Raw genomic sequence first — 19,226 nt, 5'->3', positions numbered from 1 at the left:
TTACCCCCTACATCACTTGATAAGAAACACTGCTTTGTCCGGCACCATTTGTTTTAATCTGCAGCTGTTGAGAAATTCTGCTTTTCAGCTCCGCAACATGGCTAATGATTCCTATCATTCTTCCTTCATTTTCAATTGTCTCAAGTGCCTCAATTGCCATTTCCAACGCTTCTTCATCCAAAGAGCCAAAGCCCTCATCAATAAATAACGCCTCAATCAGCACACCGCCGGCTTGTTCCTGAATGACCTCTGCTAAAGACAAGGCCAAGGCTAAAGCAGCAATAAAGCTTTCTCCGCCTGACAAGGTTCTGGCACTGCGGCTGGCTCCGGCATTGTCATCATAAATATTAATCTCTAATCCGGTTTGATTCTTATAGCTGTTTTTCTCACTGTTCAGCTCAAATTGATAACGGCTATTTGTTAACGAAGCCATTCGCACGTTGGCTGTTTTTAAAACCTGTCGTAGATAGGTTTGCAGTACATACCTTTCCAAACTAGTTTTTTTCAGGTTATCTCCGTTAATGGTATCAGCCAGCTGCTGCAATGCGGCTACCTCTTCCCATTTTTTATCCGCTGTACGAATTGCCTCTTGAATCTCCTGTAAAATTCGTGCATTGACTGCCTGTTTTTCATTCTCTTGATAATACAAAGATTCCTGCTCCGAAATTTTCTGTTGTTCACTGGCAAACTGCTCCTCAAGCTCAGACAATTCCGGCAGCTCGGCATCACTCATTTTTTCTTTCGTTGCCTCCAACTTAAAGGAAACCTCCCTGTTTTGCTCCTCAAATGTATGAATCTCTGTTTGAAGTACAGTCAATTCAGGAAGCTCCGCCAGTAAATCAGCAATTTCCTCCAGTTTATAGGAAATATTATTCTCCTTCAAAGAACGTGCAACCTTCTCTTTGCTTGTTTCAAGAAACTGCTCAATCCTGTGAAGCTCTTGTTCTAGATGCTTGATGTTCTGGGTCAGCGATTGCTTATCCTCGTTTAGCTTAAGCAATCGTTTATTACTCTCTTCTACCTCTTCCAGCCAACATGCTCTTGCTTCCTCTAATCGTTGCTGCTGCTCCAAAGCTTTCGAATAAGTGACATGTTCATCCAACTGCTTCATCAGCGTTTCCAATTTTACTTGGGTTGCTTGTTGCTTTGTACGCTGTTCTTCATAGTCCGCCTTCAAGTCCAAAATAAGCTGTTCTTGCTGTTCAATCTGTTGTTTTACAGCTGCTTCGCCTGTTTTTTTGTACTCCAGCTCTTGAAGCGACTCATCATTTTCAAACAGAACAGTTGCCAGCAATCGTCTCTCTTCTTCAATCCATTCCTTGTCTATTTCAGAATCAAGTATCGTCTGCTCAGGAGAGGAGGCTTCAATTAATTCCAGAATTTTCATTTTCTTAGCTTTTATTAGTTCCTGAAGCTGATCGATTTGAGACTCTAGCGCCTCAATATCTTTGATTCCCCCGGTTACGCTCTCTTCCTCGGCTTTAAGCTGTTGCTCCACCTGATTCAATTGCAGTTCTGCCTCTTGAATCTCCTCAAGAGAAAAAGCTTGATGCTCCAATTGTTTAGGATGCTCTACTGCACCACATACCGGACAAGGCTCGCCTTCTTCAAGCAAAAGACTCAGGCGGCTGATTTGCATCTTGGCCCATACCGCCTGTAACGATTTTCTTTGTTTCTCAACCTTGCTCTTTTCTTCTTTTGCTTCTGACAAGTTTGCTTTCAAAGTGACCAATGATTTCTGTGACTGAGACAACCGCTCCTGTTCAAGCGAAAACTCCTGCCACTCTTCACTGATTTTTTGCCAATCCTTTTGCCTTTGTGTCAATAGCAGTTGTTGTTTTTCCAGCTGCGGCAGCTCTGAAAATAGGTTTGTCAGCTTGTTTTGCTCCTCAAGTAAGTCAGCCATTTTTTGCTGTTCTGCTTTCAGCTTCTGAGCCAAAACAGTCAACGAATCCTGCTCCGCTTCCTTTTCCAGTGCTTCCTTTTCTTTATACAGAGGCAACTTCATCGTCAACTCGGTCAATTGAATATGCTGCTCTTCCATTTGGTCTTTGCGACTCGCAAGTTGGTCAGCCTGTTCCTGGGACTCCTTCAATTGTTCATCAACTGTAGTTTTTTCCAGTAAAGCAGCGTGTAATCGGCTCTTTTGTTCAAGCAGCTCTTCTTCATGTGCCTTGATTGATTCCAGGGTATCTTCTTGGGTCTTCACCCATAAAAGCTCCTGCTCCTTTTGCCTTGCAGTATGAATCTCATCTTGTTTTGAAAGCAGTCCCTCTTGTTCTGCTAATAAGGATGTATATTGCGCAGACAATGCCTGCTGCTCTTCAACCATCGCTTTTTTCTTTTCAAGCTCTTTCAGCTGTGCCTTCAAATGTTCAATGTGTATTTTTAGCTCTGCTTGCTTTTCTTCGGTTCTCGTCTGCTGCTCGGCTAACAGCTGCAGCTGCTTTTCTGTCGGCTCCTCAGTCGGCTCCTCAGTCGGCTCCTGCTCCCAATAGATTTGTTCCAGCTTCAATTCTATTTTCTGGCGGATTTGATCGATTTCTTTATTTTTCAGCTTTGATTGCTGCTTCAGCTCTTCTCCTAACGCCTGGTACATCTGTGTACCAAAGAGTCGTCTCAACACCTTTTCCTTCTCACCACTGTTGGCAATCAAAAATGTTCGAAATTCGCCCTGAGGTAGCAAAACAATCTGAGAAAACTGTTCGGCATCAAGATGGAGCAGCTCCTGAATAAAGATATCCACTTCTCTACGCTTCGTATACTCCTTCAATTCTTTTCCGGCAGGATTTTTGATAATTAACGATATTTTAGCTGGCTGTGTTCGTGTGCCGTCTCCACGTTTTTTGAATAATTCCTGCTCAGGCTTTCTGGTAATCTCATAAAGAAATTCTCCGTGGGAAAACAGCAAGCATACCTCTGTAGGCTCTGATGGATCAGCAAAGGTTGAACGGAGTTCTTTTCCTTGTCGAAGTTTCCCCGAGCTTTCTCCAAACAAAGCATAGCTCATGCCGTCAAATATCGTTGTTTTTCCAGCTCCGGTTTTTCCACTAATCAAAAACAAGGAGGATTCTTCAAAATTTGTAAAATCAACCGTTTCATTAATATATGGACCAAAATTTTTCAAGGTCAGTGTCAAAGGCTTCAACTTATTTCCCTCTTTCCTTTTGCTGAATGGTGTCAAGAGATTCTTTCAGCCATTGCTCTTGCTGCTCAGTCAGTGTCTCTTCAGTCATTTCTTCGAAAAACTGTTTACTCAGCTCTACTGGTGAAAGCTGCTTCATACTGAGCTCCTCTATTACCTTTTGCTCGTTCTCTCGTCCATATACTCGTTCAACACCCAAAATGTTGGGATAAATTTTTCTTAGCTGATACATCATGTTAGGGATAACTGCCCGATCCGTCAGTTGGATGAACATAAAATCTTGACGATTGATTGATTCATAAAAATCTTGCTTAGTCAGCTCTTTAAATGTTCCCTCAAGCTCCCTTATCTCGCGTTTTGGCTGTAACGAATGAAAGGCCAAATCCAAATTCTCCCCCTCAATGTCAACAATCCAGACACCCTTTTCCTGCTTTCTCTCAGAAAGGGAGAATTTTAGCGGAGAGCCGCTGTAGCGTATCTTATCCGAGAGCAATGCGTCCTTATTGTGCAGATGTCCTAATGCGACATAGTCAAAGGCATCCAGCAAATCTAGCGGAACTGTATCTAATCCGCCAACTGTCAGTTTTGTTTCTGAGTCAGATTTTGCACTGCCCGCCGCAAAGAAATGGCTAACCAGTATATGTGTCATTCCCGGCTTGAATTGCTTCTTTATCTCTTCTACAACAAAAACCATTGCCTGCTCTATCGTCCGAATCTCTTCATTATCGAAATATAGCCGAGCCGCAATTGGTTCGAAATAGGGAAGTAAAAATAATTGAGTGCTTCCAAACTCGATAGGCTGAAAGGCTTGTTCCAATTGTGTATGTAAATAAAAGTCTGATTGCTTAAACCACGGTCCTCCTGTTTCCAAGCGAATACTGCTGTCATGGTTTCCCGAAATCGCAAACACAGGAAATTTCTCTTCAAGATTTAATTCGATAATCATCTGATTGAACAGCTCAACCGCTTCAACCGATGGAACTGAACGATCATACAAATCACCTGCAATGATGATTCCGTCCACTTTTTCCTGCTTTGCCAGTTGAATGATTTGATTGAATACATGCAGCTGATCCTCTAATAAACTATAGCCGTGAAGCTTTTTCCCGATATGCCAGTCGGCTGTATGTAAAAAACGCATTGTCTCACTCCTCATTCCTCGTCTTTGCTCATCAGCAAGCTGCCAACGCCTGTTCCCTTGTTGTTAGTTGATAACAAGCCTTTGGATTGGCTAAGCTCTTGCTAAAAAAAGACCTTCTTTCTATTATAGCAAATTTCTGAAGGAATGGAGAAAGACAATGATGAAGAAATACTCTTTCCAACGTAAAAAAAACAGCCCCTATGATAACAGGTGCTGTTTTGCTTTATTTGTTGTCTATGCAGCAGCTATGAACACTTCTGCCAAAATTATCTTCGTTTGCCAACAATTTGCCAAAACTGATAGTTGCTTAAACTGATTCGACCATATTTAGGTGATTCTGAATCAAGTGAGCGGATTCCGCAAACTTTTGAATCACCACCAAACTGATCAAGGTCATAAACGACCCAATATTCTTCTTCACGATTGAGTTTGACAACTGTCTCAATCGTTAATCGCAAAAATTCAGATTCACTCATCCTTATGCCTCACTCTTAGCTGATTATTTATCAGCTATTTCGCCTCATACTTGAAGTTGGGATCGACTTCCTGATCCAACGCTTCGAAGGACTCATTCATTCTTCGCTCAACCTCTGCAATTCCGTCCTTATCCATCTTTTTGATATCACTGATGTCAATTGGTGCGCCAAAGGCTATTGTTACTTTTTTTCGTTTCAATAAATCTTTAAAGGTTAATGGTCCTTGATAAACGGATGGTACGATAGGCACCTTGGCCATCTTAGCAATTACAGCCACACCACCTTTTAAATCAGAAGAATGTCTTGATCCGCTTGGAAACATCACTAAACTTAGCTTTGTGTTCTTCAATGTCTTAACAGGTGTCTTTATTGCACTTGGCCCAGGGTTTTCTCTATCTACCGGAAAGGCATTTGCATGTCGCAAAATGTAACTCAATATTGGATTTTTAAATAACTCTTTTTTTGCCATAAAGCTGAACTTCTTCGGTGATGCAGCTACCGCCAAATGCAGCGGCTCCCACCAAGTTCTATGTGGTGCAACCAGCACATAGTTTTGATCTGTCGGTAGTCGGTCTTTTCCTACAAGACGCATCCTTCCGTTAAGAATAAACAGCACAACGCGGACAACACCACGCATAAATGTAAAAAACATCGCTTCTTTCTCCCTCTTCTCATGTATACGATCCTAGTAATTTTTAAATAGTGTGCATCTGACTCATGCAGCTTATACGTATATAAATACTTTTTTTATTTTTTCTTTCATCATCATACCACAGATATATTTTTGTGAAAATATTCTTTGTTTGTTTTCATAAAACAATTTCCATCTTGCGTTACCGAAAAACAACTTGTATTATGATGAAGATACTTTGTTTCACATTTTAAAATCAAACAACGAGTATGTCGGTCGTCGCTTCTCACTCTCGAAGTAAACGGCATCGACGGCAGCTTTGTCACTATACAGGAGGGATTATTGTGCTTCAACCAAATGAGCGCATCGACCAATTATATGCGGATGATATCCAAATTATCCAAAGCAGTGAAGTTTTTTCTTTTTCAATGGATGCTGTACTGCTGGCAAATTTTCCCAGTATTCCTAAAAATGGATTAATTGTAGACCTTTGTGCCGGAAACGGGGCTGTAGGCTTATTTGTCAGTAGAAAAACCAACGCACAGATAAAACAAATCGAATTACAGCCCAGGCTAGCCGATATGGGTAATAGAAGTATTCAATTGAATAAATTGGAGGAGCAAATGGAGATGATTCCTCTGGATTTAAAGGAGGCAGCTTCTGTTATCAAACCTGATTCAGTGGATCTTCTGCTATGCAATCCGCCTTACTTCAAAGAACATCCAACCAGTAAAAAGAATCCAAACCCTTATCTTGCAGCAGCAAGACACGAGATTCACACGTCTTTAGAAGAAGTCATTTCTGTTTCTGCTAAGTTGCTAAAAACCAATGGACGCCTAGCTATGGTTCATCGTCCGGATCGATTTTTGGATATTCTCACTGAAATGGAACGGGCACATATTGCACCCAAGCGTGTTCAGTTTGTCTATCCAAAACCTGATAGGGAAGCGAATATTGTGCTGGTAGAAGGAATATTGCGTGGGAAAAGAGAAGGCTTCCGTGTACTGCCTCCTTTCTTTATTCAAGATGAAAACGGGGAGTATCAAACTGAAATGGCGGCTATGCTCTATGGAAACTAAACACTATTTCTATGTTCTTCACTGCAATGACGGCAGCTTTTATGGCGGCTATACGACTGACCCAAAACGCAGACTCGAGGAGCATAACATCGGCAAGGGGGCCAAATATACACGTCCTGCCTTCCGGCGTCCCATTCGTATGATTCACCTTGAAGCATTTGCTACTCGGCAAGAAGCTACAAAAGCGGAGTATCAGTTCAAAAAGCTTCCAAGAAAAAATAAGGAGCGCTATTTAGAAACGGTGAAGACAGCTTGCACGATACGAGCTTTTGAAGAAAGTGATGGAAAACCTCTCGCTGACTTGCTGAAACGAAATTTTTTAGAGGTCAACAGCTTGGACTATTCCATGGAGGAAATGACTGCTCTTGCTACACAATACTCTTCAGAAAAACTGATTGAGCAAGCAAGTTGGGCACATACATATACAGCGGAAATTGGTGATACAGTTGTCGGCACAGCTTCAATTTGTCCTTATTACGGCTCTTCAACTGAAAGCATCATCCTATGTTTTTTTGTTCTTCCTGACTATCATGGGAAAGGGATTGGCTATCAGCTGATGAAACAGTTGGAAGCAGACCCTTTCTATAACCGAGCAGATAGAATCGAAATTCCTTCTTCCAGAACTGCAGAAGCTTTTTACAGGCGATTCGGTTTTACCCCGATTGATTCAATGAATCCTGAAGATGAACAGGGCTATATCCGTCTACAGAAGCAAATGACACCCCCTCCGGAATGAATAATAAGCGATTCATCAGCCAACTACAAAAAGAGCAACTGAATTTCTGCCAATCCAGAAATCCAGTTGCTCTTTTTCATTCACCTTTATTCAATAACTGTTGCGCCTAATGTATTGGCAAAATGGCGCAGTGCCCATTCATGCCCCACTTGATCGAAGCTGGCAACTGCCGATTGATGAACAACAATTTTATACCCTAAATTGTAAGCATCTATTGCTGTATGCAAGACACAAATATCTGTACATACCCCTGTTAAATGAACTTCGGTAATCCCACGTTCTCTCAGGCGAATATCTAAGTCAGTTCCACTGAAGGCTGAATAATGTCGCTTGTCAATCCAATAGACGTTTTCCAACCCCTTCGTTTCCTGATAGAGCTCAGCCAAAGAACCATATAATGCTCTTCCATCTGTTTCAGCAATATTATGCGGTGGAAACAACTTACTTTCAGGATGATACGGATCGTTTTCATCATGACGATCAATTGCATAAACAACAAAATCATTCTCCTCTGTAAATGATTTTGTCAGTTCAACCAACGCAGCTTCAATTTTTTGTCCAGGTTCGCCAGTCGTCAGAGCACCTTCTGTGGCAACAAAATCATTTGTATAGTCAATAGAGATTAATGCCTTCATAGCTGTTCCTCCTCTTGAAAAAGTTCTATGCTTTTACACCAAATGCTTCACAAATTGAATGACCATCTCAGCTGATTTTTTCCCTGCTTCTTCAATGAAGTCATCGAATGATTGCGTAGCCTCATGATCGGCTGTGTCGCTAATTGCTCGCACAACTAGAAAAGGAATATTAAACTGCGCAGCAGCCTGAGCGATTGATGCACCTTCCATTTCACAGGCTAAAGCATCAGGAAAATCAGCAAGAATACCTGCAGTCTTCTCTTTTCCATTAACAAATGAATCACCTGTCACAATCAGACCGTGCTGAACTGGCAAGCCAATTTTTTCAACCGCCTTTTTCATCTCAGCTTTTAGATAATCACTGCATTCATAATAAAGCGGCATCCCCGGCAATTGTCCCTTTTCATAGCCAAAGCCGGTAACATCTACATCAAAATAAGCCAGCTTATCTGCGATAACGATATCCCCTACTGCTAAGCCTGCTCCAATCCCACCGGCTGAACCAGTATTAATGACCATGTTCACACCATATTGATGAATCAACAGAACGGTTGTCACTGCGGATAATACTTTTCCGATACCTGAACGAACAACAATCACTTCATGATTGCCTAAAGAACCTGAGATGAATACCGCTCCGGCTCTTTCCCATGACCGTTTGTCTGTCATTGTGTTCTTCAACACTTCAATTTCCTGATCCATTGCACCAATGATACCTATTTTCATTTTTGTTCCTCTTTTCTATATGTTAAATACAATCAGCATCACAATTATTAAAAGGATAGCAACAATAATAATCGCCTTTGTCAGCTTACTGCTGCGCTCCCTGATTTTATTCTGTTCGCCTGATCGAGTTTTTAAAGATTCCTGTCCGCTTTCACGTTTCTTTCTATAGAAGTCAGAAATCTCTCTTTCTTTTTCTTCGTATTCCTGCGTGGCGATTTCCTGCTGCTCTTGTTCTTCCTCAGCCGCTTGCTTTCGCTTACGCAATTCTGTCCGAGTAACTAACGGACCTTTGCCCATCGTTGTGCCTCCTTCTACTTTTTACTGAGCTTCATGAGCTCCCAATACTGAACAGCAAACAAGGTCTTTGCATCACAGATGAGGCCGCTCTTTATTTCCTGTTTGGCTTCTTCCAGTGTTAATTCATATAATTCCAGTACTTCATCCTCGTCCTGAGCAAGCGGGTTTTCAACTTTCGTTAAGCCCTCTGCATAAAATATATGCAGCAACTCATTGGCAAAACCCGGGGATACATACATTTCAGCCACCGGCTCAAGCACGTGCGCTCGATAACCTGTTTCCTCTTCCAGCTCACGGCGAGCAGTCTCGATTGGAATAGTTTCACCAGGATCAATTTTTCCAGCCGGAATCTCTAGGATGACCTTTTCCAAGGGCTTCCGAAATTGTTTAACCATCATCAGCTTATCCTCTGCTGTAATTGGAATGATTGCTACCGCACCGGGATGAAAAACCAATTCACGTTTGGCAGTCGAACCATCTGGAAGCTGTACCTCGTCTACAGCCACATCAATAATCTTTCCTTTGAATATTTCCTGTCTCGAAAGTGTTTTCTCTTCGAAATCTTCATACTTTAACATATCCTCACCATGCTTTCCAGTAATATCATACCTTACTTTTTAAATTTTGGCATTTTTAGACTGATTTTCTTCTCAAAACAGGATTTGAATAAACAATTATGTATTTATCTTCCCATTAGATTCTCTTTTTTCACTTGTTTAAAAATACCATATTCTCGGTAAAAATAAACTTTTTTCTATGTTTCTTACGTTTTTTGTAAATATCAAAATCAACCCTAGGACGGATATTTTTTCTAATCGGGATTGTGTTAAAATAGTTTATGTAGCAAGGGAGAAATCTTTTGATTAGAAAATGGAGGGTACTCAGATGAAAACAAGAAAAATTATCCAGATAGTTGCCTATATAATTTTAGCAGCGATAATTGATAGTTACACATTTATCAATAGTAATTTGATTGTCGGCGTTCTTATCATAGCGATCCTGATTACTTTATTTACCGGGCGAAGAAAAACAGCATCTTCTGAAGAAAGCATGCCTAATTTGACAAAATCCAAAGAAGAGCATTACGAACAGCTTGGTATGAGTAGTACAGAGATTAACTTTTTCCGTGATACCATGAACACAACGAAAAAATTGATTGTTCAGCTTCAGGATAATGTCAACAAATCATCAAAATTAAAGGCAATCGACTTGCGTAATGATACCGTTCGCGTTTCCAAAGCAATGTTTAAAGAGTTGGTTAAAAACCCAACAAAGCTACATTCAGCAAATCATTTTCTTTATACACATTTGCCGAATCTAGTGGACTTGACACAAAAATATTTGGAAATTGACAGTCATGAAATCAAAAGCAAACAGGCTTATGAAAAGCTGGAAGAAAGTGCTCAAATCATCGATCAAGTATCAAAATTGATCAAGAAAGACTATGAACAATTTGTTGCAGATGATTTAGAGGATCTGGATGTTGAGATTTCAATTGCTAAAAACAGTTTGAAAAGAGATAATAGTCGTAGTGAGTAATGAAACTGCTGCTATTTTAGGAGGTTATATGGATGGATATTGAAAAAAAAGAGACTGTATCTGTAGACAGTGCGTTAGATGATTTACTAAGCAACCCGTTCTCTACACCTATTGATACATTAACAACAACGCAACAAAGTGAAATTTCTGCCCTTAAGGATCAACAGACAGCACCGCGTTTGATTGATAGATTGCCGGAAGACCGGCAACGTCAAGCTGCTGAGCTGGCTTCAAAAATCGATCTTCAAGATACTCAGGCAGTCATTTCCTATGGATCAAATGCGCAAACAAAACTAGGTGAGTTCTCTCAATCTATGTTGAACCACGTACAGGCGCAGGATATCGGACCAATCGGGGATTCTCTGACAGACCTGATGTATCGTCTAAATGAAGCAAATCCAGATGAACTACGTGCCGGAGAAGGAAATATCTTCCAAAAAATGTTTGGTAAGGTGAAGCAGTCTATTTTTGAAATCACTGCCAAGTATCAAAAAATCGGTGCTCAAATTGACAAAATTGCCGTGAAGCTGGATAGAGAAAAGGATGGTTTATTGAAGGATAACCTGATGCTTGAACAGCTGTACAACAAAAATAAAGACTATTTTGATGCCCTGAATATCTACATTGCAGCCGGTGAATTGAAGATAGAAGAGCTAAATACAAAAACGATTCCCGAAGCAATGAAAAAAGCCGAAGAAACCGGCGATCAAATGGATGTTCAAATTGCCAATGACTATACTCAGTTTTTAGACCGTTTAGATAAACGAACACACGACCTGCGTTTAGCTCGTCAAATTGCGATTCAACAAGCACCGCAAATTCGTTTAATTCAGAATACGAACCAGGCGTTAGCAGAAAAAATCCAAGCATCAATCAATACAGCGATTCCTCTTTGGAAAAACCAAGTGGTTATTGCCTTAACCTTGCTTAGACAAAAGGATGCTGTTACAGCTCAACGTCAAGTGTCTGAGACAACAAACGATTTGTTGAAGAAAAACTCTGAAATGTTGAAAATCTCAGCAATCGAAACAGCGAAGGAAAATGAACGCGGGATTGTTGATATCGAAACACTACAGAAAACACAAAATGATTTGGTTGAAACAATTCAGGAAACACTACGTATTCAACAAGAAGGAAAAGAAAAACGTCGTGCTGCTGAAATCGAACTAGGCCATATGGAAGAAGATTTGAAAAATAAACTTCTGGAATTAACTCAATAATACCAAAAACTGTTCATCCCCAGAGATGAACAGTTTTTTTGTGAAATCAACTGCTACCAATCATCTCAGCACAGTTGTCTATCATTCTTTTAGAAAATCAGCAACCTCTTCTATCGCTGTCTTTGCTTCCGGAACTGTTTCAGCTTTTGATTGGAACACATGCCAAAGCCCTTCCCAGGTTTTAAATGATACATCGACGTTTTGGGCTTCAGCATTTTTCGCTAATCGTTCTGCATCACTCCACAGCATCTCTTCACTGCCAACTTGGATGAGCATTGGCGGGAAATCTGAGAAATCACCAAATACCGGGGAAACATACGCCTCTTTTCGTACTGACGCTTCACAGTAGAGGTCAGCAGTCATTTCCAAATCTTCCATAAATACTTGGGGGTCCCTATTCTTTCGATCCTCAAGCGATTCGCCGGACAAGCTATAATCAATCATCGGTGAGAAGTGAAAGGAAGCACGAGGCAACGGTTGACCGGCATCTCTCAATTGAAGCATTACAGCCAATGATAAGGTGCTGCCGGATGAATCACTGCCAAAAATAATCTTATCAGCATCGAAGCCTCGCTCCAACAAAGTGAGATATAACTCACGAGAAGCATTCAAGGCTGTCGGATACGGATGCTCCGGAGCCAATGGATAGTTATGGAGCATCACCCTTTTTCCTGTAGCCTGTGCAACATATGCGCCCAATTTTCTATGAGTAATAATCGAGCCTTGGCTCAGGCCGCCACCATGAAAATAGACAATCACCTGATCAATCGCCGATTTCTCAGGAATCAGCCATTCTACTTCTATATCGTTTACTTTCTCTTCGATAATTTTTATCCCCTCAGGAATTTTTGCAGTCGCTGCGTATTCTTCCCATTCACGCCGCTGTTCTTCTAAAGGGGTGTTTAAAATTGCCTCTATATCTTGATTTTCTACCAACTGCTTAAACGCTTTTTCAGCCTCTTTACTAATCATTTTCTCAACTCCTTTTCTTTCCTTTGTTCATTTTAACATAAAAAGAACAATGGCAAGTTCTCCATCGTTCTTTACTCTATTAAATCAACTCATAATAAGATTCTGTCACCTTTTCAAACAGCTTGGTATACGGCTTCAATCCTGTATATAGTTCAATTGCCGCTTCAAGCCCACTTTCCTCAATCGCTTCCTGTAACGCACAGGCCTCAGCATCAGAGGGGTTCTCAAACTTCAATGCAGCTGCAATGGCTATTGCTAAAGCTTTTGGCGTTTCATTGAAGGCTTCGACAAACTGCCTCGCCGGTTGAATAAAGCGGTCATTTTCGCCGATTTTTCGTATTGGTGAACGGCCCACTCGAATGACATAATCTGAAACGTACGGATTTTTAAACCGATTGATGATTTTATCGATATACTCTTGATGCTCTCGATGTGAAAACTGAAATTTCTTCTCAAGTAAAGCACCAGTTTCCTCCAATGCACTTCGAACAATAAACAGGACCTTCTCGTTGTGAATCGCATCTTCGATTGAGTCAATATTCTTTATATACCCGAAATAGGCAGTTACCGCATGACCTGTATTAACGGTGAATAGCTTTCGCTCGATATAAGGAGTCAAATCGGGTACATAGGTCATTCCCGGAATCTTAGGTGCATGCTTCATATTCGGTATTTCTTCTACAACCCATTCATAGAAAGGCTCAACGGTCACTGTCAGCAGATCATCATGCTGCTGATCCGGTACGATTCGATCAACTGCTGAGTCAGGAAACGATACATATTGATTGGCATATTCTTTTTCTTTGTCATCCAACAACTGATAGACTTCTTTTTTCAGCAATGAAGAACCGCCAATCATGTTCTCACAGGCAATAACTGTTAGTGGTTGTTCAGAAATTGCCCGTAATTTGATTCCTTTAGCAATGACATCTGCCAAATAAAGCAGCACTGATGGACCTACAGCGGTTGTTACAATGTCAGCCTTGGCAAGTTCACGAATTAGTTGTGTCTGGTCATTTTGACTATTCAATGCACGTATATTTGTTACCAGAAAACTATCCTGCTGCTCGTTTGCTAAAACAACACGGTATTCTTGTACTTCATTTATCGCATCAATTATCTGTTGATTCACATCTGCAAAAATCACTTCATAACCTGCAGCAGACAACAACCAGCCGATAAAGCCTCGACCGATGTTCCCGGCACCAAAATGAACGGCTGTTTTCATGCTGCTGCACCTCCTTCAAAGAGTTGAATCACGGCATCTTTGTCTTGTGCAGCAACCAGTTTTTCGACATTTTCCATTTCAGAACAGACCATGGCGATTTCTGACAACAGCTCCAGATGCTGACCCTCAGCTCCTGCAATCCCTATAATCAGCTTGACTTCATTCCCGTCAAAGGAAACACCTTGCGGCACCTGTATAAGCACAATACCTGAACGTAAAATTTCTGCTTTACTATCTTCTGTTCCATGAGGAATGGCAACCATATTTCCAATAAAAGTCGAGGTCATTTGATCACGTTCAATCATTTTCGGAATATAATTTCCCGTAACATATCCTCTTTCCTGCAACAGTTTTCCAGCACTAATAATTGCTTCTCGTTTATTATCAAATGATTGATTCAGCATCACATCTCTATATTCTATTTCCATCTAACCATCCCTTTCTGAAGGTATAACTTTTTAAGATTCGATTTGTACGGATAAAAAGTCCAGTAGTGTTCGAACAAAGTAATTAGAAATTTCTTCATCGGAACCATACTGTAAGACTTCCAGCAATTCTGTGTTATCAACAAACAATGCACTGATGTAGCTCAGCACGCGAAGTCCCTGTTGAGAATATTTTTCCGGTGCCAGCAGCAAGACTAGCTGGTCAACCTTCATCTCTGACTGGTCCATTCCTTTAATCGCTATCTTCTCTGCCAAATGAAACACTTGAAAGAACGGTTGCTGAATCATCTCATCTCTTGCATGAAACATGGCAATTGACGTATTGGGGATACCGAAACCACTCCACGTTTCATCTCTCATTAGGATGCTTATCAGAAGCTCCACATCTATTGCAGGGTCCTTCTCAAGCAATCTGGTACAAATTGCACGTAGTATATCCTCAGTCGCTCCAAGCTGTTCATCCAAATGCATGTAGCTGAAATTTTCCAGTATAGAAAGAACAACATCATGATAGCGTTGTCTTTCCTTCAGTAGATTGACAGCTTCCAACACTGTCACCTCAACCTGTACTTCCTGTGGTCTGCTGTTTCGCTTTTTGCCAAAGCTGTTTTCTTTATTTTTTAAATAGACATCAATTTGCTGCAGCTCTTGCTCTGTTAAAATTGGAGAAACCAGAAAGTAATCGAAGTTTACATTTCCAAGGTCAATCGTTGAAATGATGATATCAACCTTCGTTTCCTTACGTTTTCTTGCCAACTCGAATAGAGAAACGGTTTGCAGCTGCTTCATTTGAGGAATTTTTTGTTGTAATCTTGTAACAAGCATTCGTGATGTCCCGATACCGCTGGCACAGACGACTAATCCGGAGAATTCATTTTGACTCTCCATTTGAAGCAGTACAGCACCGAAATGAAGGACGAGAAAGCCTATTTCCTCATCAGGAGCAGGCTCTCCGGAATAAACACTGTCAAACGCCGTTCGTAACACCTTGAACAGCTCAGGATAATCTTGTTTGATTGATTGAATCAGAGGATTGTAGATTCTCATACCCTGCTGCAGTCTGCGCAGGGTCGGCTTCAAATGAGAGATTAATCCCTTTAAAAGCTGCTCCTTTGGTAGTTCTTTTTCCAGCTTTGTCTCCACTGCTGCAATCAGCTTTTTCGCCAAAAGAATGACCTGAATATCTTCATTCTCGAAGAAAGCCTGATCGGCCTTATTGCTTTTTAGCCCTTGCAAATACAACGCTGCATAAACCGCTTCCCCTTTGGGAATAAGCTCTTGATTGACTCCAAGAATGTCTGCAAGCAGCTTGACGCCTGTCTCATACTCTAAAGAGCTGAGTATATCTTGCTCATAATGAGAGCCGGGTACAAAGCTGCCATCAATAATTCGTTCAGCAGCGATTGATAAATGAACGATTAGATTAATATATGCTTCATCGCTCACTTCAATCATTTCCAACTCTCGCCAGCTTCGAATCCGCTTTTCTACCTTTTGAAGCAGCTCTTCATCCACTAAATTCAACAGACGTTCTTCCACCCAAGTGGTGGTCGTTTCAGAGCGCTCCCGCTCTTGAAAATATTTCATTAGCTGATAGTTGGGGAACTGGCTGCCCACTATCTCACTCATCAGATGGCGTCTGCTGATTTCTGTTGCCTTTAGCGTTACACCTGCCCCACGTTTTCTTTCAATTGACACCTCAGAAGGAAGCTGCTCTTCGATTTTGTTTAAATCACCACTGACTGTTGAAACCGTTACATTCAACTCATTGGCCAACGCCACCAGCTTGACTCCTTCTTTCTCTTTCAACAATGTCTTCAATATTCTGGATTGTCGTTCTTCAGGACTGTACTCGTTATATGAAAGATCCAGCAAATACCAGCGAAAATTCTGAATATCCTTGTCTGTTCCTTGAATATGGTACATTCCGCTACTTTTTTTTAATTGTAAATTGTAGGAAGCCAGCGTATCCTCCACCTCTTTCAAATCTCTGCGAATCGTCCGCTCGCTGACATTCAACTCTTTAGAAAGTTTCTTCAAGCTGACTGGCAGTGAATAACTTAAAAACTGTTCCAATATCAGTCTAGCTCTAGCTGAAAGATACATGGCACTTCCTCCTTTATTTACAGTTCGTTCCTTTATGTTACATCTATCCTTGCGCAGTAAGCTCCTCTACCAATCGATCATATTGATCGCCATTTAAAAAGTTCTCTACCGAAACATGGTAAGCATTTGGCAGCTTTTCTTTTGCTCTGGAGGTTAAATCTTTATGGGTCACAACAATATCCGCATCATTGGGCAGCTGAGCAATCGCTGCGTTGACCACTTCAATCGCCAGCCCTGCTTTTTTGACCTTATTTCGTAAGACGGAGGCGCCCATTGCACTGGAGCCCATCCCTGCATCACAAGCAAAAATGATTTTCTGAACATTTGTCAGTAAACCGTCGCTTGGCTCAGTTACTTCTGCTTCTGTTAATACCTGCGCCGTGGATTGCTTCCCTTTTAACGCGCTGACTTTCTCTGCAGCTTCCTTCAAATCTGTATCTGTTTCTTTTGAAGTCTTCAATATGAGTGCCGAAATGCCGAAAGAGACAGCTGTTGCAGCTACAATTCCCAAAATGACACCAAGGTACCCATCACGAGGAGTCATTGCCAAAATTGCGAAAATACTCCCTGGTGATGCCGGTGCTACCAACCCTGTATTAAATATGGATAAAGTTAACACCCCTGCCATTCCACCGCCAATAGCTGATAGAATTAATGCCGGTTTCATCAATATATAAGGGAAATAAATTTCATGGATACCACCTAAGAAATGAATAATAATTGCTCCCGGTGCTGTCTGTTTTGCTGAACCTCTACCAAAAAGAGTGTAGGCCAATAAGATACCCAAGCCAGGTCCTGGATTCGCTTCCAACAGAAACAACAAAGATTTTCCGGTTTCTGCTGCTTGTTCGATAGCGATAGGACTAATTACACCATGATTGATGGCATTATTTAGAAATAGAACTTTTGCCGGTTCAATAAAAATACTGGCCAGAGGCAGTAATGAATGATCGATTAGAAATCCTACCCCAGAAGCTAAAGAGGTGTTTAACGCTTCTACAGCTGGTCCAACTACTAAAAATGCCAGAATTGCTAAAATAGAAGACAAAATACCAGCGGAAAAATTGTTAACCAGCATTTCAAAGCCGGGCTTGATTTTCCCGTCAACTAGCTCATCGAATTTCTTTATGCACCAAGCACCTGCCGGACCAACCATCATTGCGCCTAAGAACATCGGGATATTTGATCCGGTGATCACGCCCATGGTGACCATGGCTCCCACTACACCGCCACGAATATCGTAGACTAGACGCCCCCCGGTAAATCCGATTAATATCGGCAGTAAATAGTTAATTGTCGGGCCGGTAATTTCATTTAATTGCTCATTTGGTAACCAGCCAGTCGGAATAAATAACGCTGTCAAAATTCCCCACGCAATGAAGGCGCCAATATTCGGCATAATCATGCCACTTAAAAAGCTGCCGAACTGTTGGATTTTTACTTTCATGTTCCCTTGTGTCTGTTCCATGACTTTTTCCTCCTTAAGTTTTAACTCATCCTGTTTTCTAAAAATGTATTTTTTTCATTCGGACTGCGCAGTCGAATTTTTGACGAGCTCTTGCTGTCAACTTCATTGTAAACGCTGTCGTTTCTATTCACAAGAGAATGAAAATGCAGTTTTGTCCACTCCATTTTGACAAACCTTAAAGAGCCATATATAAAAATCTTTAAGAAAGATATGAAATACTTATTGACCATTAAAAAACAGACATAAGCGGTTGAAAACGCTCATGTCTGTTTTTATATAGCTCTATTCTTTTATTCTTGATCCAGAGAATGAACAAATCGCCTCAACTCTTCCTTGGTATCGAAAGAAAGCTCTTTGCTTCGCTTACGCTGCACAGCCCCCTCCAACCCATATAGAAAAGAGAGACAGGCGCCTTTATCAACCATTTCTCTGACCTTCAAAAAGGCAGTCATACTGCCAGTTTCCTCCAGCTGTTCCAGAGTTTCAATGCCAACCTTCTTCAGCTTCTCCACCGTAACAGGTCCGATTCCCGGAACATCTTCCAAGCTAATCATAAAATTCACTCCTCTGCATTTTTCCAATGAGGAAGCTGCTTCAACTGATGAATAGCCGCTTCTCTGGCTGCTTCCTCGGAAAGTCCTTGTGTCTGAATGATAAACTTAACGGTCCCATCAACCATTTCACTAAAACTAACCATGCTGCCATCCTCTTTTACACAATACACACAATAATCCTTCGTCATATCCTGATTGGCAAAGTCTTCCTTTTTTCTCATTGGCATTCCGCAAGCGATACATTGTTTCATTGCTTTATTCCTCCTTCGTTCAATAAACTGAGATAATTAGACAACCATTTTTCTTTATTTGCAGCAATAATATTTTTTCCGCCGAATAAGTCGCGATTCTCTAAATAGTAATGAACCATCCCAATCCAGCTGGTAAACACAACATCTAATGGTAAACGCAGTTCTTTTTCCAAGGATTGCTTAAAGTGGTGAGAAAATGCCGCCTGTAATCCCACATATGCAGCATTAACTGATTTTCCAAGCAGCAGGCGCTGTGTAATGAAATAGAAGTACAGGTCCTCGTGATGAGATAAAACAGTCAAATGAAGCTCTAAATATTCTTGTAATGAACGGATTTCATGATTTTTCTTTTCCATCTCTTGATCGAACGTCTCAAGCAGCTGATTCAGCACTCTTCCCATCAGCTCATCCTGATTGCCATAATGAAGAAACACCGTTCCTTTTCCCACACCGGCAGCTTTACTGATTTCTTCAATGGATACCTCAACAAAGCCTCGCTCACTGTAAAGTGCGATTGCTGCGGATAAAATCTTTTTTCTCGTCAAGGCCTTTTTCTCTTCTCGTTTCATTTCCTGC

20 protein-coding genes and 1 pseudogene are annotated in these 19,226 nt (G+C 41.1%); 5 read left to right on the top strand and 16 right to left on the bottom strand.

Annotated elements, in window-relative coordinates; genetic code table 11:
- Positions 1-7 precede the first annotated feature (7 nt).
- The 4 genes from IW510_RS09485 to IW510_RS09470 all read right to left on the bottom strand — a co-directional run bounded on the left by IW510_RS09485 (position 8) and on the right by IW510_RS09470 (position 5,414).
- A complete protein-coding gene (locus IW510_RS09485; protein WP_202058964.1) occupies positions 8-3,148 on the bottom strand; it encodes an AAA family ATPase in 3,141 nt (1,046 codons plus the stop codon).
- 1 nt (position 3,149) lies between these two features.
- Entirely contained in the window at positions 3,150-4,286 is a 1,137-nt protein-coding gene (locus tag IW510_RS09480; RefSeq protein ID WP_202058962.1) for an exonuclease SbcCD subunit D, read from the bottom strand.
- A 266-nt stretch (positions 4,287-4,552) separates the two neighbouring features.
- Positions 4,553-4,762 carry a hypothetical protein gene (locus IW510_RS09475; protein WP_202058960.1) on the bottom strand — a complete coding sequence of 70 codons (210 nt, stop codon included), beginning with the start codon at positions 4,760-4,762 and terminating at the stop codon, positions 4,553-4,555.
- Positions 4,763-4,796: 34 nt separating this feature from the next.
- A complete protein-coding gene (locus IW510_RS09470) occupies positions 4,797-5,414 on the bottom strand; it encodes a lysophospholipid acyltransferase family protein (protein WP_202058958.1) in 618 nt (205 codons plus the stop codon).
- A gap of 323 nt (positions 5,415-5,737) precedes the next feature.
- Between IW510_RS09470 and IW510_RS09465 the strand changes: the two genes are divergently transcribed.
- The 3 genes and pseudogenes from IW510_RS09465 (at position 5,738) to IW510_RS21290 (ending at position 7,208) form a co-directional block, all read left to right on the top strand.
- On the top strand, positions 5,738-6,472 hold the full coding sequence (locus IW510_RS09465) for a tRNA1(Val) (adenine(37)-N6)-methyltransferase (RefSeq protein WP_202058956.1): 735 nt from the start codon (positions 5,738-5,740) through the stop codon (positions 6,470-6,472).
- Positions 6,462-6,713 (top strand): annotated as a pseudogene (locus IW510_RS21295) (GIY-YIG nuclease family protein); the annotation flags it as partial. The gene IW510_RS09465 and the pseudogene IW510_RS21295, both read left to right, overlap by 11 nt.
- Before the next feature lie 105 nt (positions 6,714-6,818).
- Positions 6,819-7,208: a GNAT family N-acetyltransferase gene (locus IW510_RS21290; protein WP_269092466.1), complete on the top strand. Its 390-nt coding sequence runs from the start codon at positions 6,819-6,821 to the stop codon at positions 7,206-7,208.
- Positions 7,209-7,294: 86 nt separating this feature from the next.
- Here IW510_RS21290 and IW510_RS09455 read toward each other — a convergent pair whose 3' ends face one another.
- From IW510_RS09455 to IW510_RS09440, 4 genes are read right to left on the bottom strand one after another with little or no spacing between them, the layout of a single operon-like run.
- Positions 7,295-7,843 (bottom strand): cysteine hydrolase family protein, encoded by a 549-nt coding sequence (locus tag IW510_RS09455; RefSeq protein ID WP_202058952.1) that lies wholly within the window; start codon positions 7,841-7,843, stop codon positions 7,295-7,297.
- Between the two features lie 33 nt (positions 7,844-7,876).
- Positions 7,877-8,569: a 5'-methylthioadenosine/adenosylhomocysteine nucleosidase gene (locus tag IW510_RS09450; protein ID WP_202058950.1), complete on the bottom strand. Its 693-nt coding sequence runs from the start codon at positions 8,567-8,569 to the stop codon at positions 7,877-7,879.
- Positions 8,570-8,584: 15 nt separating this feature from the next.
- Positions 8,585-8,866 (bottom strand): cell wall synthase accessory phosphoprotein MacP, encoded by a 282-nt coding sequence (gene macP, locus IW510_RS09445; RefSeq protein WP_202058948.1) that lies wholly within the window; start codon positions 8,864-8,866, stop codon positions 8,585-8,587.
- Between the two features lie 14 nt (positions 8,867-8,880).
- Positions 8,881-9,444 carry an NUDIX domain-containing protein gene (locus IW510_RS09440; protein WP_202058946.1) on the bottom strand — a complete coding sequence of 188 codons (564 nt, stop codon included), beginning with the start codon at positions 9,442-9,444 and terminating at the stop codon, positions 8,881-8,883.
- Between the two features lie 307 nt (positions 9,445-9,751).
- Here IW510_RS09440 and IW510_RS09435 point away from each other — a divergent pair, with 307 nt between their 5' ends.
- Positions 9,752-10,405 (top strand): 5-bromo-4-chloroindolyl phosphate hydrolysis family protein, encoded by a 654-nt coding sequence (locus IW510_RS09435; protein ID WP_202058944.1) that lies wholly within the window; start codon positions 9,752-9,754, stop codon positions 10,403-10,405.
- A 32-nt stretch (positions 10,406-10,437) separates the two neighbouring features.
- On the top strand, positions 10,438-11,625 hold the full coding sequence (locus IW510_RS09430; RefSeq protein WP_202058941.1) for a toxic anion resistance protein: 1,188 nt from the start codon (positions 10,438-10,440) through the stop codon (positions 11,623-11,625).
- A gap of 81 nt (positions 11,626-11,706) precedes the next feature.
- On the opposite strand, the gene IW510_RS09425 is transcribed toward IW510_RS09430, so the two are convergent.
- The 8 genes from IW510_RS09425 to IW510_RS09390 all read right to left on the bottom strand — a co-directional run bounded on the left by IW510_RS09425 (position 11,707) and on the right by IW510_RS09390 (position 19,219).
- Positions 11,707-12,597, bottom strand: a complete 891-nt coding sequence (locus tag IW510_RS09425) for an alpha/beta hydrolase (protein WP_202058938.1) — start codon at positions 12,595-12,597, stop codon at positions 11,707-11,709.
- Between the two features lie 79 nt (positions 12,598-12,676).
- Positions 12,677-13,825, bottom strand: a complete 1,149-nt coding sequence (locus IW510_RS09420) for a mannitol-1-phosphate 5-dehydrogenase (RefSeq protein ID WP_202058936.1) — start codon at positions 13,823-13,825, stop codon at positions 12,677-12,679.
- Positions 13,822-14,253, bottom strand: coding sequence for a PTS sugar transporter subunit IIA (locus IW510_RS09415; protein ID WP_202058933.1), 432 nt, complete (start codon positions 14,251-14,253; stop codon positions 13,822-13,824). Before IW510_RS09415 ends, IW510_RS09420 begins: the two co-directional genes overlap by 4 nt.
- 30 nt (positions 14,254-14,283) lie before the next feature.
- The gene (locus IW510_RS09410; RefSeq protein WP_202058931.1) at positions 14,284-16,377 is read right to left on the bottom strand and encodes a BglG family transcription antiterminator; all 2,094 of its coding nucleotides are present in this window, start codon (positions 16,375-16,377) and stop codon (positions 14,284-14,286) included.
- Positions 16,378-16,420: 43 nt separating this feature from the next.
- On the bottom strand, positions 16,421-17,845 hold the full coding sequence (locus tag IW510_RS09405; protein WP_202058929.1) for a PTS mannitol transporter subunit IICB: 1,425 nt from the start codon (positions 17,843-17,845) through the stop codon (positions 16,421-16,423).
- 290 nt (positions 17,846-18,135) lie between these two features.
- Positions 18,136-18,399, bottom strand: coding sequence for a TfoX/Sxy family DNA transformation protein (locus IW510_RS09400; RefSeq protein ID WP_236674682.1), 264 nt, complete (start codon positions 18,397-18,399; stop codon positions 18,136-18,138).
- A gap of 5 nt (positions 18,400-18,404) precedes the next feature.
- A complete protein-coding gene (locus tag IW510_RS09395; protein WP_202058927.1) occupies positions 18,405-18,650 on the bottom strand; it encodes a zinc ribbon domain-containing protein in 246 nt (81 codons plus the stop codon).
- A complete protein-coding gene (locus IW510_RS09390; protein WP_202058925.1) occupies positions 18,647-19,219 on the bottom strand; it encodes a TetR/AcrR family transcriptional regulator in 573 nt (190 codons plus the stop codon). Before IW510_RS09390 ends, IW510_RS09395 begins: the two co-directional genes overlap by 4 nt.
- Between the last annotated feature and the right edge of the window lie 7 nt (positions 19,220-19,226).

Origin of the sequence: Enterococcus sp. BWR-S5 (genome assembly GCF_016745255.1) — a bacterium.
Classification (GTDB): domain Bacteria; phylum Bacillota; class Bacilli; order Lactobacillales; family Enterococcaceae; genus Enterococcus_L.
The sequence above is the reverse complement of the archived record's forward strand: the minus strand, read 5'-3'. Positions and strand labels throughout refer to the sequence as shown.